This window comes from Enterobacter cloacae complex sp. IR5418, assembly GCF_049238105.1.
Taxonomy (GTDB): domain Bacteria; phylum Pseudomonadota; class Gammaproteobacteria; order Enterobacterales; family Enterobacteriaceae; genus Enterobacter; species Enterobacter hormaechei.
In genome coordinates, this window is sequence record NZ_JBMKHS010000029.1 from 33,275 (window position 1) to 55,764 (window position 22,490).

Genomic DNA, 22,490 nt, shown 5'->3' on the forward strand with positions numbered 1-22,490 from the left:
GTTTTTTGCTTCTGATCGGGGTTTTTGCAGCAGCGACTTACTCTGGCTCGTTGTTTTGATGTGGTGCTCAGCCTCTATGTCCCCTAACGATCCAAAAACAGCTTTAACAACGGATAAATGGAAAATAAACAAGATCAGGAAAGTGTTATGACAAGAAGCGTTGTTGCTGCTTTCATCCTTGAGTACATTGCCGGACGACGGCAAACAAAGCTGGAAGCATTTGATAAAGAGGCCGCAAAGCGAAGCGATGCAGATAGCGCAACGCTTGCGGCAGAACGCCGGGAGCTAGAGCTTCGCTATGAACCGAAAGCATGGCTGACGGATGCCGCGAAGCGGGCCGGACAAATTAACCTCGTGACCCATGCGGCGAAATTTACCCACGGGGATTCAAAAAGTAGCAGTATTTACAGCGAGGCAGTGGCGCAGGAAGGGTATCTCAGCACCGCTGCGTTGTCAGGTCTGGAACCGGATGCGGTGGGCAACGCCGCGGCGCTGGATGTCGCGAAGCTGCTGCAAACGCGGGTTGACGGTGGCGACTCCCTTCTGGCAAGCCTGAAACGAGGCGATCACGCGGCTCTGTCCGCGTTTGCCGATGACGAGAATCAACTGAGGGAGTGGATTGCGGGGTTTTCCCGTGCGTTAACGCCCGGAGAACCGGCGTCGCACAAGCTGGCGAAACAGGGGTATTTTCCGGTAGGAGAAGGTTATCACCTGTTAAGCCCGTTATTCGCCACTTCGCTTGTTCATGCCATGCATCAGAAAATGATTGCCTTCCGTTTTGGCGATGAAGTTAAAGCCATCTGGAAAGCACGTCGCGAAAAAACATGGCATCCCACTCCGCTGACGTTATTCCCGGATGCGGCGGAAGTACACTTCGGTGGTACTAAACCGCAAAACATTTCCTATCTCAACAGCGTGCGCGGCGGACGCACCTTGCTACTTTCCTGCCAGCCGCCGCAGTGGAAAAGAGCAGAAAAGGCGCCAACAAATTTACGTTCTGTTTTCGCCTCGGGTGGGCAGTTTGACCGTCGTGCAAGGAGTCAAATTCAGTTGCTGGTTTCCTTGCTCACGAAAACGGGCAGTTACACCAGTTTTCGTATTCGCGAGGCTCGTGATGGCTATATCAATATGCTTATCGATCTGTTGTTCGAAATTGCATCTGAACTTCAACGCGAAGCCTGGCAAAACTGGACGCTCAACTGCCCCGATCTGAAACCACATCAACAGCTCTGGCTCGATCCCTGGCGCACAAAAACCGATGAAGCCTTCCGACTTGAGCGAGAAAAGGACGACTGGCAGGGCGCTGTGGCAGAAGATTTTGCCCTGTGGCTGAACGCACGTCTGCGCAAGGTGATGCCGGATTTAGGTGCCGTGGAAAAACGTGATTGGGAAACTCGCGAACGTTTACGCTCCAACCTCCGCGAGATGGAAAAAATCATTCAGGAGGCGCTGAAATGAGCTCACTGATCCTGCTTCGTCGTATCAGAGTTGAAAACGCCAACGCCATTGCGGGCCTGACGTATGGTTTTCCCGCCATCACCCATTTTCTGGGATTTTCCCATGCGTTATCTCGCAAGCTGACGGAAACCCACGGGCTAAAAATCGATGGCTGTGCTGTCGTCAGCCACGAGCAACAGCTCCACGCGCATACGTCCGGTCGTGATTATCAGTTTGCCCTGACGCGCAATCCGCTCACCCGGGACGCGAAAACGGCCTCCTTTAATGAAGAGGGGCGCATGCATATGACCGTTTCATTGCTGCTGGAATGCCATGGGGAAATCCCTAATGGCGAATATGGGCAGCGCGATTTGGCGGAGCACCTTATGCAGCTGTGCCCAACGCTTAGGCTGGCGGGCGGTATCATTGTTGATATTGAGGCTGTTACCGTCATGGCGATGCCGTCCAGCAGTCGGGATATGTGTCGATTACAGTGGCAACTGATGCCCGGTTTTGCCTTACGCGATCGCAGCAGCTGGCTGGGGGAACATCATCAAACGCTTCTTGAGAACAATCCTGATGCCACGCTGCTTGATGCCTGGCTCGATTTTGCGGCGTTGAAGTTTCAGGCTGAAACGCCGGAGGAGGGCGACATCCGTGAAGGCGAACCGGCGAACTGGCACTATGTTCCGAAGCCTAACCCCGGTTACCTGGTGCCCTTAATGACCGGCTATCAGCGGATTTCCGAACTCTATTCCCCCGGCGTCGTGGCGAACGCCCGCGATGCAGAAACGCCCTTCGCGTTTACGGAGGCGGTGTATGGCGTGGGTGAGTGGTGCAGTCTGCACAGGATTCAGTCTCTTAATGAAATTTTCTGGCGTTTTCACACGACAGAAACAGGCTACTACTGTCAGGGCGCGGGCGCGCCGGTGACATCTGCACATTCAAAATAAAAAGGATTTAGCTATGGCAAAGGCTCCAACTGCCGTTAAAACGGCGTCTGTACTGGCATTTGAACGTAAACTGGCGACCTCGGATGCGGTGATGTATTCCGGAAGCTGGCAGGGTGAAACCTGGCAACCGATCCGCATTCAGGAAAAAGCGGTGCGTGGCACGATTTCGAACCGTCTGAAAAATGCGCTAACCAACGATCCGGCGAAACTGGATGCTGAAATCCAGAAACCGAACCTTCAGCGTGTAGATGTGGCGGCGCTGCCCGCAGACGCCGACACCCTGAAGGTGAAGTTTACCCTGCGTGTGCTGGGCAGTTTGTCCACGCCTTCCGTGTGTAATGATCGTGCCTATCAGGATGAACTTCAAAAAGTAATCGATGGCTATATCAGTGAACACGGTTTTGCAGAACTGGCGCGCCGCTATGCAACTAATTTGGCGAATGGGCGTTTTTTATGGCGTAACCGCGTCGGCGCTGAAAAAATTACGGTAAACGTTACGGGCAGTAAAACGTGGACGTTTGATGCTTATGGCTACGCACTGCGAGATTTTTCTGCAAGCGATAAGAATCTTGAGGCTCTGGCGCAGGAAATCGAAAAAGGGCTTAGCGGCGAAGGGTTTGTGCTGCTGAATGTAGAGGCGCAGGTGTTGCTCGGTGCCGGACAGGAGATCTTCCCGTCGCAGGAGTTGGTCCTGGACAGCAACAGCAGTAAGAGCCGCCTGCTGTATCAGGTAGATAATGTGGCAGGCATGCACTCGCAGAAAATCGGCAATGCGATTCGGACGATCGATACCTGGCATCCAAAAGTGGATGAGCTGGGTGCAATAGCCGTTGAACCGTATGGTTCTGTCACGAGTCGTGGCGTGGCCTGCCGTCAGCCAAAAGAGAAAATGGACTTCTACACGCTTCTTGATAACTGGGTGACGAAAGGGCAGAAACCCGACGTTGAGCAGCAGCATTATGTAATGGCCGTACTGATCCGTGGCGGTGTCTTCGGCGAGAAGGGCGAGTAAGGAGTGATTATGGATCACTACATTGAGATCCGCGTGCTGCCCGACCCGGAGTTTAGCGAGGAGATGCTAATGGCCGCGCTGATGGCCAAACTGCATCGTGCGCTGGGTCAGCGGGGGAAAGGGGATATTGGCGTTAGCTTTCCTGCACACGGTATTAAGCCCGGCGCGGTGTTACGCCTGCACGGCGAATACCAGGGGTTAAGCGAACTCGAATCGCTGGCATGGCGAAAGGGTCTGAACGATTACTGTCTGTGCACGGCAATTAAAGCCGTGCCAGAGGTCAATCACTGGCGATGCGTATCCCGTGTTCAGGTGAAAAGCAGCGCGCCGCGGCTTATGCGTCGTTCGGTAAAGAAAGGATGGATAACCGAAGAAGAGGCGCAGCAAAGGATACGCACAATGGAGGAAGCGAGGACGGATTTGCCCTGGCTCAATTTGCGTAGCCTCTCGACAGGTCAGTCTTTCAGGCTTTTTATCCGTCATGGTGAGTTGCTTTCCGCACCTGTGGTTGGGATGTTTTCAACCTACGGACTCAGCGGCACAGCGACAGTGCCCTGGTTCTGATAAATCACAACCGCATCCGCTTTCAGGGTGCGGTTTTTTCTGCGAGACGGGTATCAAAATTAAAAGGCAGTAATTCAACAGAATTGAGTGCTTTGTGGAATGCCTGATGCAATGGATTAAGTATGGCGTTGTTTTCAGAAGGAATGATGCAGGAAGGTAAAATGAGGGCAAGGGCGCTGTTAGCCTGCAACCAACCGGTACCCAGATCCATGGTTGATACCGGCGCCGGATTTTCCTGCCAGTCTTCGGGGAGCCACGCTTTATCCAGGTAATCAATCTGGTCATCCGGGATATCAATGCTGAAAAGCTGGTACTGGTTCAGCACGGTGTCTTTTCTGACGTGCACGAGAATTTCCAGTGAAGCCAGCGAGATGGAGGTGGAGACATACACGGCAGGATGGCCTTTATGATTCCAGCGTCCGCCATACTGGTTTGCACCACTTCCACTCCACGCTTCGCTGGCAAAACGTCCTGTCACCAGACGATAGAAAATCATGCGAACACTCCGTGCTCCAGCCGACCAATCAAATCGGTAACTTCCAGCGCACCGGTTTCCGTGGCAATCAGATCGACAGGCGCAACATTGCCAAGCCCACGTACCGGTAACTGCAACCAGTTCCATGCCTCTTCTTTATTGCCGAAATAATCGACAGCCGCATCCAGTACCCGAACGAAACGCGCCACACGTTCGCTTTCGTCGGGCGTCAGCGTCCGGCCCGTACTTTTGCGGCGGGCAACGTTACGCTCGTTGATCCCCATAACGCGTAAAATCTCCGCTTTCGACATGTCCGTCCACTCGTGAATATTGTCGAGGACGCTGACGGGTAATCCTTGATTAAGATATTCAATCAACCGCATGCCTCTGCTTGCAGGTAAACCGGCGTAGCGCCAAAGTGTGTTATCAGCTGGCCTTTGCGCAGGAACCCATGTTCTCATGATACCTCCAGGGTGATGTCATTTGTCATGGTTAAGTATAGTTATTTGTCATGAGATAGGGAACGGGTGTTTTTTGTTCAGGGTGGGGTAAAAGAAGGATGGTATTTGATCCTAATTTTGGGAAGGAATGTAATGTATTGATTTTTCGGTTAAATATCCTGGGGCGCAAAAAAGGGTTTGAGCAGGGATTTTAGCTTTTTTTGTATGAAAATCATGATGTTGAGAAGGTATTATTTCGTGCACTGCCGTACAGGCAGCTTAGAAATTCAAGTCTTCCACAACAACCATGCGTTACATGTGCACTGCCGTTCAGGCAGCTTAGAAAATGTTTTACATTGCGAGCGATGATGCTTTGTAGTGCACTGTCGTTCAGGCAGCTTAGAAATGACCGACGTAAGGAACTGCCGGGACCTGACTGTGCACTGCCGTACAGGCAGCTTAGAAATCATCAAGTGTGAGGCTGTGTGATTTTATTGTGTGCACCACCGTACAACCAACACAAAAGCCGAAACTAAACCCAACCAACCGTTCAAATAATCGACTGTCCTGACAAAAAAATAAGGCCGGGAAAATCCCGGCCTTATTTAATATTCATCTGCCATTACAGGCGAAAACAATTAGCGACTACGGAAGACAATGCGGCCTTTGCTCAGGTCGTACGGGGTCAGTTCAACAGTCACTTTGTCGCCCGTCAAAATGCGGATATAGTTTTTGCGCATTTTACCGGAGATGTGCGCAGTTACCACGTGACCGTTTTCCAGTTCTACGCGAAACATGGTATTAGGTAACGTATCAAGTACGGTACCCTGCATTTCAATATTGTCTTCTTTGGCCATCTAATCCTCTGGGGTATCACTACCAAGTTTTGAACCGGCAAGATAATGCCGAAATTCCTCAATTAAGTAAAGAATTGCGCGTTTAAAACGCAGCAAAACAGTCTCAGCGTATTGCCCAAGCGTCACGGTACAACCGAACAGAAAGCGCATTCGTAAAGGGGAGACGACAGGATAAACGTCAGGACGTTATCTGAAGCGAGGGTCCCAAACGGCGGCGGGGCAACAGGCAGAAGCTACTCTGCGGCGTAATTATAACACCCTCATAAAAAATATGCGGAAAACATTTAGGCATTGGGCATAAAGAGCGTTCTGGGAACCCAAAAATCGCGTGGAAGAGTCTCCTTTCGGCACTGTTCAAGGTGTTCGATATAGTGTCGGCGGGAGATTTCAACGGCACCGAGCGAGGCGGTGTGCTCATTCAGCACCTGACAATCCATCAGCTGTCCGCCACGTCGGGCAAATTCCTGGCTAAAAACCAGCAGCGCGGTTTTCGAGGCATTCGTGGCGCGAGAGAACATCGACTCGCCGCAAAACAGCGTACCCTGCGCCACGCCGTACATGCCCCCGACGAGGTTGCTGCCGTCCCACACTTCGATGGAATGCGCGTAGCCCAGTTCATGAAGCTGATGGTAGGCGATGATGATATCGCGGGTTATCCAGGTGCCTTCGTGACGATCTTCAGCGCAGCCTTCAATGACCTGCCCGAACGCGTGATTGAGCGTGACGCGAAAGGGGGATTTTGCGTGAAAACGCTTCATGCTGCGGCTCAGGTGAAACTGCCCAGGCCACAGCACGGCTCGCGGGTCGGGAGACCACCATAAGATCGGGTCACCGGGAGAAAACCACGGGAAGATGCCGCGCTGGTAAGCCATTAAGAGTCGTGCCGGGCTAAGATCGCCGCCCAGAGCCAGCAATCCGTTAGGTTCACGTAGCGCCCCCTCCGGAGAAGGGAACGCAATATTATGGCGAGAAAGCTGCACCAGGCGCATGACAACAGAACTCCAGTACGCGAGAGAGGACGCTACAAATATAGTCTACAGGCGCTGTTTAAACTGGTAGTAGCGACCCTGTTTTGCCAGCAGCTCTGCGTGACTACCTTGCTCAATTATGTGTCCGTTGTCCATCACAATTATCTGATCGAAATTCACCAGTCCGCGAAGACGATGTGTGACCATCAGCACGGTTTTGCCTTTCATCACTGTCGCCAGTAAATCAAGGATTTGACTCTCTGTCGTGGCATCCAGTCCTTCTGTCGGCTCATCCAGCAACATCAGCGGCGCATCGTGCAGCAGCGCACGTGCAATAGCCAGACGACGCAGTTCGCCGCCGGAGAGCTGTCGACCGCCTTCACCCAGCCAGCTGTTCAACCCGTCGTCTTCAAGCAGCTTGTGCAGCCCAACCTGCTCCAGCATCGCCCGCAGCGTATCGTCGGAGGCGTCTGGTGCCGCCAGAAGAAGATTATCACGCAGCGTAGCGCTGAACAGATGCACCCGCTGGGGCACGACGCTGACCGTTTTACGCAGGGCCGCTTCGCTGAAACCAGACAGCGGAATGTCATTAAACCGTATCTCGCCCTGCTGCGGGTCCCAGGCGCGCGTAAGGAGTTGCAGAAGCGTCGATTTTCCACATCCCGTACGGCCAAGGATCGCTATGCGCTGCCCGGCATCAACAGAAAGGCTGATCTCTTCCAGCGCGTTTTGCGCCTGATTATCGTAGGCGAAAGTGACGTTGCTGAGCGTGAGCGCGACCTGCTCCGGCGCGGCGGTGTGACCGGCGCTGAACGTCACTTCCGGCTCCTGCTCGGCAATATCCGTAATGCGTAGCGCAGAGGCAATGACCTGGCCGAGATGCTGAAAAGCGCCCGTGACCGGGGCTAAAGCTTCAAAAGCGGCCAGGGCACAGAAAACAAACAGCGCAATCAGCGGGCCAGGTTGTGCATTACCGCCCACGCCACCGGAGGCCATCCAGAGCATGGCGATAACGGCAATACCGCCGATTAACATCATCAGCGCCTGAGAGAACGCGGTCAGCTCTGACTGGCGACGCTGGGCTTCATGCCAGTTCAGCTCCGTATTTTCCATGCGGGCGCGGTAGCGTTTGCTGGCGCCAAAAATGGTGAGTTCGGCCTGTCCCTGCAACCAGGCGGTGAGCTGCTGGCGGTACTCTCCGCGCAGACGCGTCAGGTTTTCCCCGGTGGTTTTACCTGCTCGATAAAACAGGGGGGGCAGAATAATCAGCGTCATCAGCATGATGCCGCCGAGCGTCAGCGCGATGGGAACATCCAGAAAACTCAACCCCAGCGTCACCACGACAATCACTACAAACGCGCCCACCATGGGTGAAATGACGCGCAGATAGAGGTGATCCAGCGTATCCACATCTGCGACCACGCGGTTGAGTAATTCACCCTGTCGAAAACGTGCCAGCCCGGCAGGGGAGAGGGGCAGCAGTTTGCTGAAGGTGTAAATACGCAGGTGTTGCAGCACGCGGAAAGTCGCGTCGTGGCTGACCAGACGCTCGAAGTAGCGTCCGGCTGTTCGCGTGATCGCCGTGCCGCGCACCCCGGCGGCAGGGAGCATGTAGTTAAAGCTGTACAGCCCGGCAAAGCCTGCGGCCGCAGATGCGGAGAGGAACCAGCCGGAAAGCGTGAGCAGGCCGATGCTGGCGAGCAGAGTGACGATCGCCAGCACAATGCCGAGCGTCAGCATCCATTTGTGCCGTTTATACAGTGCAAGATAGGGAAGCAGGGCGCGCATCAGATATCCTCCTGACGGTTCGCCAGCAGGGTCGCAAACGGCCCCTGCGCGGCAACAAGCGCGGCGTAATCGCCTTGCTCAACAATGTGTCCGTTTTCCATCACCCAGATCTGATCCCAGTCGGCAATACCTTCCAGCTGGTGGGTCACCATCAGGGTGGTTTGCTGGCGTGAGGCTGCATTAAGCGCATCCATCACGCGCTGCTCGCTGTGAGCGTCCAGACTGGCCGCGGGTTCATCAAGCAGCATTAGCGAACAGGGGTTTAGCAATGCACGGGCAACCGCGACGCGCTGTGCCTGGCCTACTGACAGCCCGGCAGACTGATCGCCAATGACGGTATCGACACCCTGCGCAAGCAGCGGCAGAAACTCGCTGACCCAGGCGCGGTCGAGGACCGATTGCAGCTCATCTTCACGCGCATCTGGCCGTGCCAGCAGCACATTCTCGCGCAGCGTCGGGGCAGGCAACTGAGGGTTTTGACCCACCCAGCTTAGCTGTTTGCGCCAGGCATCAGGATCAAGTTCGCGCAGCTCCGTTTTGTTGATACGCAGCGACCCGGTATACGCCATAAAACCTGACAGCGCATTCAACAATGAGCTTTTACCTGAGCCGCTGGTACCCACCAGCACCACACGTTGTCCGGCAGGCAGGGTAAAGTTCAGCGGACCGGCCAGCACTTTGCCTTCAGGGGACAGAACAGAAAAATCCTGTGCTTCAACGATCACCGGATCATTCGTATTCAGCGTCACTTCACCACGCTCCGGATGCGCCAGTGGCGTTTCCAGGAAGGTTTTCAGGCTGTCGGCAGCACCCACCGCCTGCGCTTTGGCATGGTAAAAGGTGCCGAGATCGCGAAGCGGCTGGAAAAATTCCGGAGCCAGGATCAGCGCCAGGAACCCGGCGGAAAGGGTTACCGCCGTACCGTAGTGGCCGAAATCCAGCGCGCCGAGGTAGGAAAAACCAAAGTAAACCGCCACCAGCGCAATCGACAGGGAAGTAAAGAATTCGAGCACGCCTGAAGAGAGGAAGGCCATGCGCAACACTTCCATGGTGCGCTGACGAAAATCCTGCGACGCCAGGCGAATGTTTTCGGTTTCCGCTTCACCACGACCAAAGATCCGCAGGGTTTCCATTCCGCGCAGACGGTCCAGGAAATGACCGCTCAACCGACCCAGCGCCAGGAAGTTGCGACGGTTTGCATCTGCCGCGCCCATGCCGACCATTGCCATAAACAGCGGGATCAGCGGGGCGGTGCCCAGCAGGATCAACGCCGCCACCCAGTTAACAGGGAAGATGGCGATAACAATCAGCAGTGGCACAAAAACCGCCAGCGCCATCTGTGGAAGATACCGCGCGTAGTAATCGTGCATATCATCGATTTGCTCAAGGATCAGCGTTGCCCAGCTACCGGCCGGTTTGCCCTGGATCCACGCAGGACCGGCTTCAGAAAGCCGGTCGAGCACCTTGCGGCGGATCTCATAGCGGATGTGCTGCCCGGCGTGGAACCCAACCCGCTCGCGCAGCCAGACCACCCACGCACGCAGAACAAAAACCAGCACCAGAACGATAAACGGCAACAGCAGCGCTTCGCGCGGGATGTTCTCCATGATCATATGATTGAGAATGCGGGCCAGCAGCCATGCCTGGGCAACAATCAACAGACCGCTGATAAAACCCAGAATGCGGGAGATCATAAGCCAGCGGCGGGACAGAACGCTTTGCTGTTTCAGCCAGCGTGTTAACTCTTGTTGACGGGTTTTTTCCATTGCGTACTTTGCAGGTGACGTTATAAGAAATTAGACATCTGCATGTTACACGTGAGCAAAAATAAAGGCGACCTGTGGCCGCCTTTATTTACGTTTGTTACTGACTTGTAAAGATTATTTACCTTGTTCAGCCAGTCCATCCAGATATCGTTCTGCATCCAGCGCGGCCATACAGCCGGTGCCCGCAGAGGTGATCGCCTGGCGATAAATATGGTCCATCACGTCGCCTGCCGCGAAGACACCTGGAATGCTGGTCTGGGTGGCGTTGCCGTGAATGCCAGACTGCACTTTGATGTAGCCGTTCTCCAGCTCAAGCTGGCCTTCGAAGATAGCCGTGTTCGGGCTGTGACCAATTGCCACAAACAGGCCCGCCACGTCCAGCGTTTCGACGTTATCGGTGTCCTGGGTATCACGGATACGCAGTCCCGCCACGCCCATCTGATCGCCGGTCACTTCTTCCAGCGTACGGTTGGTGTGCAGCACAATGTTGCCGCTCGCCACTTTGTCCATCAGGCGTTTGATCAGGATCTTCTCCGCACGGAAGGTGTCGCGACGGTGGATCAGGTGTACTTCTGAGGCAATGTTTGCCAGATACAGCGCTTCTTCCACAGCGGTGTTGCCGCCACCGATAACCGCAACTTTCTGGTTGCGGTAGAAGAAACCGTCGCAGGTGGCACAGGCTGACACGCCGCGGCCTTTGAACGCTTCTTCAGACGGCAGGCCGAGATAGCGGGCAGAGGCGCCGGTGGCGATGATCAGTGCATCACAGGTGTACTCGCCGCTGTCACCCGTCAGGCGGAACGGACGGTTCTGCAAATCCACTTTATTAATGTGGTCGAACAGAATTTCGGTTTCGAATTTGGTGGCATGCTCATGCATGCGCTCCATCAGCAGCGGCCCGGTCAGGTCGTTCGGGTCGCCCGGCCAGTTTTCCACTTCCGTGGTGGTGGTCAATTGACCGCCTTTTTCCATCCCGGTGATCAGTACCGGTTGCAGGTTAGCGCGTGCAGCATAGACCGCTGCGGTATATCCCGCAGGTCCAGAACCAAGGATTAGCAGCTTACTGTGTTTGGTCGTGCCCATGAGATCCCCATTGTTGTTGGCAGGCAATGGGCTGGATTGTAGGGAATTTGTTGCCGTAAAAAAAGAGCACGACAGTTTTGCTTCCGATATATGCAATAGACGCGCCCTATGGGTCAAAGGCGGTCACATCACGTCTGCTACTGAAAACTGCGCGTTTATAAGGCAATAAAATGAGGATTAATACCCCTCCGTAATGAATATCCGGCATCTTGTACTAAAAATCGATGTTTTGCTTTGACAATCCCCTGCGCTTTTGCGAAAACATTCAAGGAAGAAAAAAAGACGCACGAACTGCATGTCGCATAGACATGCACGGAAATGCCATTTTTACCGGGTCAGTGAAATCTACGCATGGTGTGGACAGACGCCATACGTGATGTCTGTGACTGCTTTCGGGCAACGGTCTTCTTACCGCAGAACCCGAATCCACATCGCGTCTAATACATAACCAGGCGATGTGATGAATAACGGGTACAGGCTCTGAACAGTGATGTGCACAGGGTCCAGGCAGGAGTAGGGAAGGAATACAGAGAGACAATAATAATGGTAGATAGCAAGAAGCGCCCTGGCAAAGATCTCGACCGTATCGATCGTAACATTCTTAATGAATTGCAAAAGGATGGGCGTATTTCCAACGTCGAGCTTTCAAAACGTGTGGGACTTTCCCCGACGCCGTGCCTTGAGCGTGTGCGTCGACTGGAAAGACAGGGTTTTATTCAGGGCTATACGGCTCTGCTGAACCCGCATTATCTGGATGCCTCACTTCTGGTATTTGTTGAGATTACTCTGAATCGTGGTGCGCCGGATGTGTTTGAGCAATTTAACGCCGCTGTACAAAAACTTGAAGAAATTCAAGAGTGTCATCTGGTTTCCGGTGATTTTGACTACCTGTTGAAAACCCGTGTGCCTGATATGTCCGCCTACCGTAAGCTGCTGGGTGAAACCCTGCTGCGTCTGCCAGGCGTGAACGACACCCGTACTTATGTGGTGATGGAAGAGGTCAAACAGAGCAATCGTCTGGTTATTAAGACGCGCTAACACGGAACAGGTGCAAAATCAGTGTAGTTTGATTACACTCCTGTTAATCCATACAGCAACAGTGCCGGGGAGTCCCGGCACTGTTGTCCGTTTTAGCACACAGGCAGGACATGCCTGATACCTGGAGAGCCTTTCTTGAGCCAGGAATACACTGAAGACAAAGAAGTCACATTATCTAAGCTAAGCAGCGGACGTCGTCTCCTTGAGGCGTTACTGATTGTTATTGCCCTTTTTGCCGTCTGGCTGATGGCTGCCTTACTCAGTTTCAACCCCTCAGATCCCAGCTGGTCGCAAACCGCATGGCATGAGCCTATCCATAACTTAGGTGGTGTTCCCGGCGCCTGGCTTGCGGACACGCTCTTCTTCATTTTCGGTGTGATGGCCTATACCCTTCCCGTCATTATTATTGGCGGATGCTGGTTTGCATGGCGTCATCGACAGAATGACGACTACATCGATTATTTTGCCGTTTCGCTGCGTCTGATTGGCGCCCTGGCGCTGATCCTCACCTCCTGTGGGCTGGCGGCGATCAATGCCGATGATATCTGGTATTTCGCCTCTGGCGGGGTGATTGGCAGCCTGTTAAGTTCCGCGCTGCAACCGATGCTTCACAGCAGCGGCGGCACGCTGGCGCTGCTCTGTATCTGGGCGGCGGGACTGACGCTGTTTACCGGCTGGTCCTGGGTGAGCATTGCCGAAAAAATCGGCAGCTTTATTCTGACTCTGCTCACGTTTGCCAGCAATCGCACCCGTCGCGACGATACGTGGGTCGATGAAGACGAATATGAAGATGAGTATGAAGAAGACGATGCGCCTGATGAGCGTCGTGAATCTCGTCGCGCGCGTATTCTGCGCGGTGCTCTGGCGCGCCGTCAGCGCGTTGCTGAAAAATTTGCTAACCCGTTAGGCCGTAAAACGGATGCCGCGCTTTTCTCCGGCAAGCGTATGGATGAAGACGAGCAGATTGAGTATCGCGGTGCGGCCGTCGATCCTGATGACGTGCTGTTCTCTGGTCATCGAGCCACGCCGGGTGAGTATGACGAATACGATCCGCTGTTGAATGGTTATTCAGTGACTGAACCGGTAGCCGCTGCTGCTGCCGCAACGACGGCTGCGCAGGCCCATGTTGCGCCTGTTGAAGCCGTCATGCCGTCCTCGCCTGTTCCGGCACCAGAGTCCGCGATCCAGCAACCGCAGGTAGACTGGCAGACTGCGCCAGGCGTCCATACGCCTGAACCGACCATTGCGCCGGAGCCTGAAAGCTATATTCCTGTGCAGCAGGAACAGTGGCAGCAACCGTATCAGCCGCCTGAGCCTGCCAGCGAGCCGCAACAACCGTATCAGGCTTATACGCCCGAACCCGCTGTACCAGAACAGCCATACGTTGCGCCTGAACCCGACGCGGTGGAGGAAGCGAAGCCATCCCGTCCGCCATTGTACTATTTTGAAGAAGTGGAAGAGCGCCGCGCCCGTGAGCGCGAGCAGCTTGCCGCCTGGTATCAGCCGGTGCCTGAGCCGGTGCAGGAGCCTGTTGCAAAAGCGCCTTCTGCGAGCGTTGCACCTGTAGACCCCACGCCAGCCGTTGAGTCGGGAGCTGAAACCGTGAAGCAGGCAACGGCAGCCGCTGCCGCGTCCGCTCCGCTGTTCAGCCCGGTAACCGACGGCGCGCCGCGTCCTCAGGTGAAAGAGGGCATTGGTCCACAATTGCCGCGCCCCAATCGCGTGCGCGTACCGACGCGCCGGGAGCTGGCCTCCTATGGCATTAAACTGCCTTCCCAGCGTATGGCGGAAGAGAAAGCCCGTGAGTCCGACTACGAAGATGATGCCGACGAACTGCATCAGGATGAGCTGGCGCGTCAGTTTGCCGCCCAGCAGACTCAGCGCTATGGGAACGAGTACCAACACGATGTTCATTCTCAGCAGGATGAGGATGATGCTGCCGAAGCGGAATTAGCGCGTCAGTTTGCGGCCACGCAACAGCAACGTTATTCCGGTGAGCAGCCTTCGGGTGCAAATCCGTTCTCGCTGTCAGATTTTGAATTTTCACCGATGAAAGATCTGGTGGATGACGGGCCGAGCGAGCCGCTGTTTACGCCGAGCGTGATGCCGGAAGCGGAACCGGTGCGTCAGGCGCCAGCGCCGCAGGCTTATGCGCAGCCACAACAGCCAGCGCCACAGGCTTATGCTCAGCCGCAGACGCCTGCCCAACCGCCGCAGCCGCAGTACCAGCAGCCAGCACCACAGCCGCAGGAAAGCCTGATTCACCCGCTGCTGATGCGTAACGGAGACAGCCGTCCGCTGCAACGCCCAAGCACGCCGCTGCCATCGTTGGATCTGTTAACGCCGCCGCCAGCAGAAGTGGAGCCGGTTGACACCTTTGCCCTTGAGCAGATGGCCCGTCTGGTTGAAGCACGTCTGGCTGACTTCCGTATTAAAGCGGATGTGGTGAACTACTCACCGGGTCCGGTGATCACCCGTTTCGAACTGAACCTGGCGCCGGGCGTAAAAGCGGCGCGTATTTCGAATCTGTCCCGCGACCTGGCGCGTTCTCTGTCCACCGTGGCGGTACGCGTAGTGGAAGTGATCCCTGGCAAGCCTTACGTTGGTCTTGAGCTGCCAAACAAGAAACGCCAGACCGTTTATCTGCGTGAAGTGCTGGATAACACCAAATTCCGCGACAACCCGTCCCCGCTGACCGTGGTGCTGGGTAAAGATATCGCGGGCGATCCGGTGGTTGCCGATCTCGCGAAGATGCCGCACCTGCTGGTTGCGGGTACCACCGGTTCCGGTAAATCGGTCGGGGTGAACGCCATGATCCTCAGTATGCTCTACAAAGCGCAGCCTGAAGATGTGCGTTTCATCATGATCGACCCGAAAATGCTCGAACTGTCCGTCTACGAAGGTATTCCGCACCTGTTAACGGAAGTGGTAACCGACATGAAGGACGCCGCCAACGCGTTGCGCTGGAGCGTCAATGAAATGGAGCGTCGCTACAAGCTAATGTCTGCGCTGGGCGTACGTAACCTGGCCGGTTATAACGAGAAAATCGCCGAGGCGGCGCGTATGGGCCGTCCGATTCCGGACCCATACTGGAAGCCGGGTGACAGCATGGATGCCCAGCATCCGGTGCTGGAAAAACTGCCTTACATCGTGGTGCTGGTGGATGAATTCGCCGACCTGATGATGACCGTGGGTAAGAAAGTGGAAGAGCTGATTGCGCGTCTGGCACAGAAGGCGCGTGCGGCGGGTATCCACCTGGTGCTGGCAACACAGCGCCCGTCCGTCGACGTCATCACCGGTCTTATTAAGGCAAACATCCCGACCCGTATCGCGTTTACCGTGTCGAGTAAAATTGACTCGCGTACTATCCTTGACCAGGGTGGTGCAGAGTCGCTGCTGGGGATGGGTGATATGCTCTATTCCGGCCCGAACTCCACCTCGCCGGTGCGTGTCCACGGTGCGTTTGTTCGCGACCAGGAAGTGCATGCCGTGGTGCAGGACTGGAAAGCGCGCGGACGTCCGCAATACGTTGACGGCATCACCTCCGACAGCGAAAGCGAAGGCGGCGGCGGTGGTTTTGACGGCGGCGAAGAGCTGGATCCGTTATTCGACCAGGCGGTTAATTTCGTCACCGAAAAACGTAAAGCGTCCATCTCTGGTGTGCAGCGTCAGTTCCGCATCGGCTACAACCGCGCGGCGCGTATTATCGAGCAGATGGAAGCGCAGGGTATCGTCAGCGAACAGGGGCATAACGGTAACCGTGAGGTGCTCGCGCCACCGCCGTTTGATTAACCTTCAGCGATTGCAAAGAAGGGTAAATCAGCAAAAATTAAGCATATTCTTCTGTCGCCTGCCTTCGGGCAGGTCCAGAATAGAAACGGAACTCCCATATCGGGAAGACGTATTTTAAGGAATAACAATGAAAAAAATCGCCATCGCCTGTGCATTACTCTCCAGTTTTGTTGCCAGCAGCGTCTGGGCTGATGCAGCCAGCGACCTTAAAAGCCGACTGGATAAAGTAAGCAGCTTCCACGCCAGCTTCACGCAAAAAGTGACTGACGGCAGCGGCAACGCGGTGCAGGAAGGTCAGGGGGATTTGTGGGTCAAACGCCCGAATCTCTTCAACTGGCATATGACCCAGCCGGATGAAAGCGTTCTGGTGTCTGACGGTAAAACCTTATGGTTCTACAACCCGTTTGTTGAGCAGGCGACCGCTACCTGGCTGAAAGACGCGACCAGCAATACGCCCTTTATGCTCATTGCCCGTAACCAGTCCAGCGACTGGCAGCAGTACAACATTAAACAAAACGGTGATGAGTTTGTCCTGACGCCAAAAGGCAGCAACGGTAACCTGAAACAGTTCACCATTAACGTGAGCAGCAACGGTACTATCAATCAGTTCGGTGCGGTTGAGCAGGACGATCAGCGCAGTAGCTATCAGTTGAAGTCTCAGCAAAACGGCGCCGTTGATGCATCGAAATTCACCTTTACCCCGCCGCAGGGCGTAACGGTGGACGACCAACGCAATAAGTAAGAGGCATGAGTGAGCAACCTGTCGCTCGATTTTTCAGATAATGCGTTTCAACCTCTGGCCGCCCGTATGCGGCCAGAAAATTTAGCGCAGTATATTGGCCAGCAACACCTGCTGGCTGCGGGGAAACCCTTGCCGCGCGCTATTGAGGCGGGGCATCTGCACTCCATGATCCTCTGGGGTCCACCCGGAACCGGTAAAACTACCCTCGCTGAAGTGATCGCCCGTTACGCCAATGCAGACGTTGAGCGGATTTCTGCGGTGACGTCGGGTGTAAAAGAGATCCGCGAGGCGATCGAGCGGGCGCGGCAAAACCGCAATGCCGGGCGTCGCACCATTCTGTTTGTTGACGAAGTCCACCGCTTCAACAAGAGCCAGCAGGATGCGTTCCTGCCGCACATTGAAGACGGTACGATTTTCTTCATCGGCGCAACCACGGAAAACCCATCGTTTGAGCTGAACTCGGCGCTTCTTTCCCGTGCGCGCGTGTATCTCCTTAAATCCCTGACCACGGAAGATATCGAAAAGGTTCTGACGCAGGCGATGGAGGATAAGGCGCGCGGCTACGGTGGGCAGGATATCGTTCTGCCGGACGACACGCGCCGGGCGATTGCTGAACTGGTCAACGGCGATGCGCGCCGGGCGCTGAATACGCTGGAAATGATGGCCGACATGGCCGAAGTGGACGATGCCGGAAAGCGGGTGCTGAAGCAGGAGTTGCTGACCGAAATAGCCGGGGAGCGCAGCGCGCGTTTCGATAATAAAGGCGACCGTTTTTATGACCTGATCTCAGCATTACATAAATCCGTGCGCGGCAGTGCTCCGGATGCGGCGCTTTACTGGTACGCGCGTATTATCACCGCCGGTGGCGATCCATTATATGTCGCGCGTCGCTGCCTGGCCATTGCGTCGGAAGATGTCGGCAATGCCGATCCGCGCGCCATGCAGGTCGCTATCTCCGCCTGGGACTGCTTTACCCGCGTCGGGCCTGCGGAGGGGGAGCGTGCTATTGCGCAGGCGATTGTCTATCTGGCCTGCGCGCCGAAAAGCAATGCGGTGTATACCGCCTTCAAAGCGGCGATGTCGGACGCGCGCGAGCGCCCGGACTACGATGTGCCCGTTCATCTGCGCAATGCGCCAACCAAACTGATGAAAGAGATGGGTTACGGGCAGGAGTATCGCTACGCCCATGACGAACCCAACGCCTACGCCGCCGGGGAAGAGTATTTCCCGCAGGAGATGGCACAAACCCGCTATTATCACCCCACAAACAGAGGTCTTGAGGGTAAGATTGGCGAAAAGCTCGCCTGGCTTGCCGGACAGGATCAAAATAGCCCTATAAAACGCTACCGTTAGTTCAATCGTTGCGGTAATGTTGGCAATATATCTCTGTGGCCGCAGGCTGTGGTCACTTTTTCCTCTTTTAATTCGATAAGCACAGGATAAGCATGCTCGATCCCAATCTGCTGCGTAATGAGCCAGACGCAGTCGCTGAAAAACTGGCACGCCGGGGCTTTAAGCTGGATGTAGATAAGCTGCGCGCTCTTGAAGAGCGTCGTAAAGTTTTGCAGGTACAAACTGAAAATCTGCAAGCAGAGCGTAATTCTCGATCGAAATCCATTGGCCAGGCGAAAGCGCGCGGGGAAGATATTGAGCCATTACGCCTGGAAGTGAACAAACTGGGTGAAGAGCTGGATCAGGCGAAAGCTGAACTGGACATTCTTCAGGCTGAAATTCGTGATATCGCCCTGGCGATCCCGAACATTCCTGACGACAGCGTGCCTGTCGGCAAAGACGAAAACGACAACGTTGAAGTGAAACGCTGGGGTACGCCTCGCGAGTTTGACTTCGAGGTACGCGATCACGTGACGCTGGGCGAAATGCATGCGGGCCTGGACTTTGCGGCTGCGGTTAAGCTGACCGGTTCTCGTTTCGTGGTAATGAAAGGTCAGATTGCCCATCTGCACCGTGCGCTGGCGCAGTTCATGCTGGATCTGCATACCGAGCAGCACGGCTACAGCGAAACCTACGTTCCGTATCTGGTTAACCACGATACGCTGTACGGTACAGGCCAGCTGCCGAAATTTGCCGGCGATCTGTTCCATACCCGTCCGCTGGACGAGGAAGCTGACAGCAGCAACTACGCGCTGATCCCAACCGCGGAAGTGCCGCTGACCAACCTCGTGCGTGATGAGATCATCGACGAAGACGATCTGCCAATCAAACTGACCGCGCACTCTCCGTGTTTCCGCTCTGAAGCGGGTTCTTACGGTCGTGATACTCGCGGTCTGATCCGTATGCACCAGTTCGATAAAGTTGAAATGGTGCAGATCGTTCGTCCGGAAGAGTCTATGGACGCGCTGGAAGAGATGACCGGTCACGCAGAGAAAGTGCTGGAGCTGCTCGGCCTGCCATATCGCCGTATGGCGCTGTGCACCGGTGACATGGGCTTCGGCGCCTGCAAAACCTTCGACCTCGAAGTGTGGGTGCCAGCGCAGAACACCTACCGTGAAATCTCCTCCTGCTCTAACGTCTGGGATTTCCAGGCACGCCGTATGCAGGCGCGTTGCCGCAGCAAGTCTGACAAGAAAACCCGTCTGGTTCATACCCTGAACGGTTCTGGTCTGGCTGTAGGCCGTACTCTGGTTGCTGTGCTGGAAAACTACCAGCAGGCTGACGGACGTATTGAGATCCCTGAAGTGCTGCGTCCTTACATGAAAGGTCAGCAGTTCATCGGTTAATGATTTTGCACTTACGCACAAAAGCGCCTTCGGGCGCTTTTTTTATCCCTCTGAATTGATACGACGCAATACCTCCTCACTCTAAAGTAGTAATACTTCTCCGAATGAAAGTTAGCATAAAACACCAATAACGTAGTAATTCGTTATATATAAAACTACATAGCGGTTTGCGCCGCCTCTCTTTTCTTTGTGAGCAACCAAAGTGAGTCTTTATGAAAATCAAAGCGCCTGAAGCGTTTATGGCTGCCGAGGTCACTCGCCGTGGGTTGATGAAAACCACGGCAATAGGTGGTCTGGCGGTTGCCAGCAGCGCCTTTACGCTCCCTTTTACCCGTCTGGCGTCGGCGGCGGAGGCTCTGTCTCCCGCTTCAGCCCCGGAAAAAGTGGTGTGGAGTGCCTGTACCGTTAACTGTGGTAGCCGGTGTCCCCTGCGTATGCATGTTGTGGACGGTGAAATCAAATATGTCGAAACCGACAATACCGGGGACGATAACTACGAAGGGTTACATCAGGTTCGTGCCTGTCTGCGCGGACGCTCAATGCGACGTCGCGTCTATAACCCGGATCGTCTGAAATATCCGATGAAGCGTGTCGGTAAGCGTGGGGAAGGGAAGTTCGAGCGTATTAGCTGGGACGAAGCCTACGATATCATCGCCACCAACATGCAGCGTCTGATCAAAGAGTATGGCAACGAATCCATCTACCTGAACTACGGCACCGGGACGCTGGGCGGCACCATGACCCGCTCCTGGCCACCCGGTAAAACGCTTGTCGCCCGCCTGATGAACTGCTGCGGCGGCTATCTCAATCACTACGGTGACTACTCTTCCGCACAGATTGCCGCTGGCCTGAACTACACCTACGGCGGCTGGGCTGACGGTAACAGCCCGTCCGATATCGAAAACAGTAAACTGGTGGTGCTGTTCGGTAATAACCCGGGCGAAACGCGCATGAGCGGCGGCGGGGTAACCTATTATCTTGAGCAGGCGCGCGCCAAATCTAATGCCCGCATGATCATCGTCGATCCGCGCTATACCGATACCGGGGCAGGACGTGAAGACGAGTGGATCCCCATTCGTCCGGGCACGGATGCTGCGCTGGTAAACGCGCTGGCGTATGTGATGATTACAGAAAATCTCGTCGATCAGCCATTCCTGGATAAATACTGCGTTGGTTACGACGAGAAGACCCTGCCAGCCAGCGCACCGGCGAACGGGCATTACAAAGCCTATATTCTTGGTCAGGGCAGCGACGGTATAGCGAAAACCCCTGAGTGGGCGTCCACCATCACCGGTATTCCGGTTGAGCGTATTGTTCAGCTGGCGCGTGAAATTGGTTCAGCAAAACCGGCTTATATCAGCCAGGGCTGGGGTCCACAGCGTCACGCGAATGGCGAAATTGCCACCCGCGCTATTTCTATGCTCTCGATCCTCACCGGCAACGTCGGTATTCACGGCGGTAACACTGGCGCGCGTGAAGGTTCAGATGAAGTACCGTTTGAACGTATGCCAACGCTGGATAACCCGGTTCAGACCAGCATCTCCATGTTTATGTGGACTGACGCGATCGAACGCGGCCCGGAAATGACCGCGCTGCGCGACGGTGTCCGGGGCAAAGACAAGCTGGACGTGCCGATCAAAATGATCTGGAACTATGCCGGTAACTGCCTGATCAACCAGCACTCTGAAATCAACCGTACCCATGAAATTTTGCAGGACGACAAGAAGTGCGAAATGATTGTGGTGATCGACTGCCACATGACTTCGTCGGCGAAGTATGCCGATATTCTGCTGCCAGACTGCACCGCGTCTGAGCAGATGGATTTCGCGCTGGACGCCTCCTGCGGCAACATGTCCTACGTGATCTTTACCGACCAGGCCATCAAGCCGCGCTTCGAGTGCAAAACCATCTATGAGATGACCTCCGAGCTGGCGAAACGTCTTGGCGTTGAGCAGCAGTTCACCGAGGGACGCACGCAGGAAGGGTGGATGCGCCATCTGCACGAACTCTCTCGTAAAGCGATTCCTGACCTGCCGGACTTCGACACCTTCCGCAAGCAGGGCATGTACAAGCAGCGTGACCCGGAAGGGCATCACGTGGCGTATAAAGCGTTCCGTGAAGATCCGCAAGCGAATCCGCTGACCACGCCGTCAGGCAAAATCGAGATCTACTCCGAAGAGCTTGCAAAAATTGCCGCAACCTGGGAATTACCGGAAGGGGACGTTATCGATCCACTGCCGATTTATACCCCTGGTTTCGAAAACTACAACGATCCGCTGACGAAGAAATTCCCGCTTCAGTTGACCGGTTTCCACTACAAAGCGCGTGTTCACTCCACCTACGGCAACGTTGACGTACTGAAAGCGGCCTGCCGACAGGAGATGTGGATCAACCCGATGGATGCGAAAGCGCGCGGTATCAGCAATGGCGATCGCGTACGTATCTTCAACGGGCGTGGCGAAGTGCATATCGAAGCTAAAGTGACGCCGCGCATGATGCCTGGCGTTGTCGCGCTGGGGGAAGGGGCCTGGTATAACCCGGATGCGAACCGTATCGATCAGGCGGGCTGCATCAACGTTCTCACTACGCAGCGTCCGTCGCCGCTGGCGAAGGGCAACCCATCCCACACAAACCTCGTTCAGGTTGAAAAGGCGTAAGGAGTAACCGATGACAACCCAGTATGGATTTTTTATTGATTCCAGCCGCTGCACCGGGTGCAAAACCTGCGAGCTGGCCTGCAAGGATTACAAAGACTTAACCCCGGACGTCAGCTTCCGCCGTATTTATGAATACGCGGGCGGCGACTGGCAGGAGGACAACGGCGTCTGGCATCAGAA

The 22,490-nt window shown here is 55.1% G+C and carries 17 protein-coding genes and 1 pseudogene; 11 read left to right on the forward strand and 7 right to left on the reverse strand.

The genetic code is table 11. The features are described 5' to 3' along the window. Positions 1 to 147: 147 nt before the first annotated feature. Genes csy1 through cas6f form a run of 4 tightly spaced genes read left to right on the forward strand, consistent with a single transcriptional unit; the run spans position 148 to position 3,966 of the window. Positions 148 to 1,458 (forward strand): type I-F CRISPR-associated protein Csy1, encoded by a 1,311-nt coding sequence (csy1, locus tag ACOTX7_RS18795; protein ID WP_221813632.1) that lies wholly within the window; start codon positions 148 to 150, stop codon positions 1,456 to 1,458. Then, positions 1,455 to 2,390, forward strand: coding sequence for a type I-F CRISPR-associated protein Csy2 (gene csy2, locus ACOTX7_RS18800; protein WP_221813633.1), 936 nt, complete (start codon positions 1,455 to 1,457; stop codon positions 2,388 to 2,390). The genes csy1 and csy2 overlap by 4 nt, the downstream gene beginning before the upstream one ends. A 13-nt stretch (positions 2,391 to 2,403) precedes the next feature. After that, the gene (csy3, locus tag ACOTX7_RS18805) at positions 2,404 to 3,402 is read left to right on the forward strand and encodes a type I-F CRISPR-associated protein Csy3 (protein ID WP_221813634.1); all 999 of its coding nucleotides are present in this window, start codon (positions 2,404 to 2,406) and stop codon (positions 3,400 to 3,402) included. Between the two features lie 9 nt (positions 3,403 to 3,411). Next, complete coding sequence (cas6f, locus tag ACOTX7_RS18810; RefSeq protein ID WP_221813635.1) at positions 3,412 to 3,966, forward strand: type I-F CRISPR-associated endoribonuclease Cas6/Csy4; 555 nt, start codon at positions 3,412 to 3,414, stop codon at positions 3,964 to 3,966. Positions 3,967 to 3,988: 22 nt separating this feature from the next. Here cas6f and ACOTX7_RS18815 read toward each other — a convergent pair whose 3' ends face one another. The 7 genes from ACOTX7_RS18815 to trxB form a co-directional block, all read right to left on the reverse strand. Continuing rightward, positions 3,989 to 4,462 carry an RES family NAD+ phosphorylase gene (locus tag ACOTX7_RS18815; RefSeq protein WP_221813636.1) on the reverse strand — a complete coding sequence of 158 codons (474 nt, stop codon included), beginning with the start codon at positions 4,460 to 4,462 and terminating at the stop codon, positions 3,989 to 3,991. After that, positions 4,459 to 4,902, reverse strand: a complete 444-nt coding sequence (parS, locus tag ACOTX7_RS18820; protein WP_221813637.1) for a type II toxin-antitoxin system Xre/ParS family antitoxin — start codon at positions 4,900 to 4,902, stop codon at positions 4,459 to 4,461. The genes ACOTX7_RS18815 and parS overlap by 4 nt, the downstream gene beginning before the upstream one ends. Before the next feature lie 617 nt (positions 4,903 to 5,519). Beyond that, positions 5,520 to 5,738 carry a translation initiation factor IF-1 gene (infA, locus tag ACOTX7_RS18825; RefSeq protein ID WP_002211347.1) on the reverse strand — a complete coding sequence of 73 codons (219 nt, stop codon included), beginning with the start codon at positions 5,736 to 5,738 and terminating at the stop codon, positions 5,520 to 5,522. Positions 5,739 to 6,022: 284 nt separating this feature from the next. Beyond that, the gene (gene aat / locus ACOTX7_RS18830; protein WP_006809403.1) at positions 6,023 to 6,727 is read right to left on the reverse strand and encodes a leucyl/phenylalanyl-tRNA--protein transferase; all 705 of its coding nucleotides are present in this window, start codon (positions 6,725 to 6,727) and stop codon (positions 6,023 to 6,025) included. A 45-nt stretch (positions 6,728 to 6,772) separates the two neighbouring features. Beyond that, positions 6,773 to 8,494 carry a heme ABC transporter ATP-binding protein/permease CydC gene (gene cydC, locus ACOTX7_RS18835; protein ID WP_125358251.1) on the reverse strand — a complete coding sequence of 574 codons (1,722 nt, stop codon included), beginning with the start codon at positions 8,492 to 8,494 and terminating at the stop codon, positions 6,773 to 6,775. Next, the gene (gene cydD / locus ACOTX7_RS18840) at positions 8,494 to 10,260 is read right to left on the reverse strand and encodes a heme ABC transporter permease/ATP-binding protein CydD (protein ID WP_006809401.1); all 1,767 of its coding nucleotides are present in this window, start codon (positions 10,258 to 10,260) and stop codon (positions 8,494 to 8,496) included. Before cydD ends, cydC begins: the two co-directional genes overlap by 1 nt. A gap of 114 nt (positions 10,261 to 10,374) precedes the next feature. Continuing rightward, positions 10,375 to 11,343, reverse strand: a complete 969-nt coding sequence (gene trxB, locus ACOTX7_RS18845; RefSeq protein ID WP_221257159.1) for a thioredoxin-disulfide reductase — start codon at positions 11,341 to 11,343, stop codon at positions 10,375 to 10,377. A 543-nt stretch (positions 11,344 to 11,886) separates the two neighbouring features. Here trxB and lrp point away from each other — a divergent pair. The 7 genes and pseudogenes from lrp to dmsB all read left to right on the forward strand — a co-directional run. Then, positions 11,887 to 12,381, forward strand: coding sequence for a leucine-responsive transcriptional regulator Lrp (gene lrp, locus ACOTX7_RS18850; RefSeq protein WP_000228469.1), 495 nt, complete (start codon positions 11,887 to 11,889; stop codon positions 12,379 to 12,381). 135 nt (positions 12,382 to 12,516) lie between these two features. After that, a complete protein-coding gene (locus ACOTX7_RS18855) occupies positions 12,517 to 16,173 on the forward strand; it encodes a DNA translocase FtsK 4TM domain-containing protein (protein ID WP_221813638.1) in 3,657 nt (1,218 codons plus the stop codon). Between the two features lie 127 nt (positions 16,174 to 16,300). Continuing rightward, a complete protein-coding gene (gene lolA, locus ACOTX7_RS18860; RefSeq protein ID WP_003858270.1) occupies positions 16,301 to 16,915 on the forward strand; it encodes an outer membrane lipoprotein chaperone LolA in 615 nt (204 codons plus the stop codon). Between the two features lie 9 nt (positions 16,916 to 16,924). Then, positions 16,925 to 18,268: a replication-associated recombination protein RarA gene (rarA, locus tag ACOTX7_RS18865; RefSeq protein WP_006809396.1), complete on the forward strand. Its 1,344-nt coding sequence runs from the start codon at positions 16,925 to 16,927 to the stop codon at positions 18,266 to 18,268. 92 nt (positions 18,269 to 18,360) lie between these two features. Beyond that, positions 18,361 to 19,653: a serine--tRNA ligase gene (gene serS, locus ACOTX7_RS18870; protein ID WP_047354362.1), complete on the forward strand. Its 1,293-nt coding sequence runs from the start codon at positions 18,361 to 18,363 to the stop codon at positions 19,651 to 19,653. Positions 19,654 to 19,865: 212 nt separating this feature from the next. Beyond that, the gene (gene dmsA / locus ACOTX7_RS18875) at positions 19,866 to 22,310 is read left to right on the forward strand and encodes a dimethylsulfoxide reductase subunit A (RefSeq protein WP_221257161.1); all 2,445 of its coding nucleotides are present in this window, start codon (positions 19,866 to 19,868) and stop codon (positions 22,308 to 22,310) included. A gap of 10 nt (positions 22,311 to 22,320) precedes the next feature. Further along, a pseudogene (dmsB, locus tag ACOTX7_RS18880) lies at positions 22,321 to 22,490 on the forward strand (dimethylsulfoxide reductase iron-sulfur subunit DmsB); the annotation flags it as partial.

What these genes read in the sequence shown, in the direction of transcription:
- cydC (WP_125358251.1), bottom strand. Translation starts at nt 8,494, where the DNA reads ATGCGCGCCCTGCTTCCCTATCTTGCACTGTATAAACGGCACAAATGG.
- cas6f (WP_221813635.1), top strand. Translation starts at nt 3,412, where the DNA reads ATGGATCACTACATTGAGATCCGCGTGCTGCCCGACCCGGAGTTTAGC.
- cydD (WP_006809401.1), bottom strand. Translation starts at nt 10,260, where the DNA reads ATGGAAAAAACCCGTCAACAAGAGTTAACACGCTGGCTGAAACAGCAA.
- infA (WP_002211347.1), bottom strand. Translation starts at nt 5,738, where the DNA reads ATGGCCAAAGAAGACAATATTGAAATGCAGGGTACCGTACTTGATACG.
- csy1 (WP_221813632.1), top strand. Translation starts at nt 148, where the DNA reads ATGACAAGAAGCGTTGTTGCTGCTTTCATCCTTGAGTACATTGCCGGA.
- lrp (WP_000228469.1), top strand. Translation starts at nt 11,887, where the DNA reads ATGGTAGATAGCAAGAAGCGCCCTGGCAAAGATCTCGACCGTATCGAT.
- trxB (WP_221257159.1), bottom strand. Translation starts at nt 11,343, where the DNA reads ATGGGCACGACCAAACACAGTAAGCTGCTAATCCTTGGTTCTGGACCT.
- csy3 (WP_221813634.1), top strand. Translation starts at nt 2,404, where the DNA reads ATGGCAAAGGCTCCAACTGCCGTTAAAACGGCGTCTGTACTGGCATTT.
- aat (WP_006809403.1), bottom strand. Translation starts at nt 6,727, where the DNA reads ATGCGCCTGGTGCAGCTTTCTCGCCATAATATTGCGTTCCCTTCTCCG.
- csy2 (WP_221813633.1), top strand. Translation starts at nt 1,455, where the DNA reads ATGAGCTCACTGATCCTGCTTCGTCGTATCAGAGTTGAAAACGCCAAC.
- serS (WP_047354362.1), top strand. Translation starts at nt 18,361, where the DNA reads ATGCTCGATCCCAATCTGCTGCGTAATGAGCCAGACGCAGTCGCTGAA.
- dmsA (WP_221257161.1), top strand. Translation starts at nt 19,866, where the DNA reads ATGAAAATCAAAGCGCCTGAAGCGTTTATGGCTGCCGAGGTCACTCGC.
- ACOTX7_RS18815 (WP_221813636.1), bottom strand. Translation starts at nt 4,462, where the DNA reads ATGATTTTCTATCGTCTGGTGACAGGACGTTTTGCCAGCGAAGCGTGG.
- lolA (WP_003858270.1), top strand. Translation starts at nt 16,301, where the DNA reads ATGAAAAAAATCGCCATCGCCTGTGCATTACTCTCCAGTTTTGTTGCC.
- parS (WP_221813637.1), bottom strand. Translation starts at nt 4,902, where the DNA reads ATGAGAACATGGGTTCCTGCGCAAAGGCCAGCTGATAACACACTTTGG.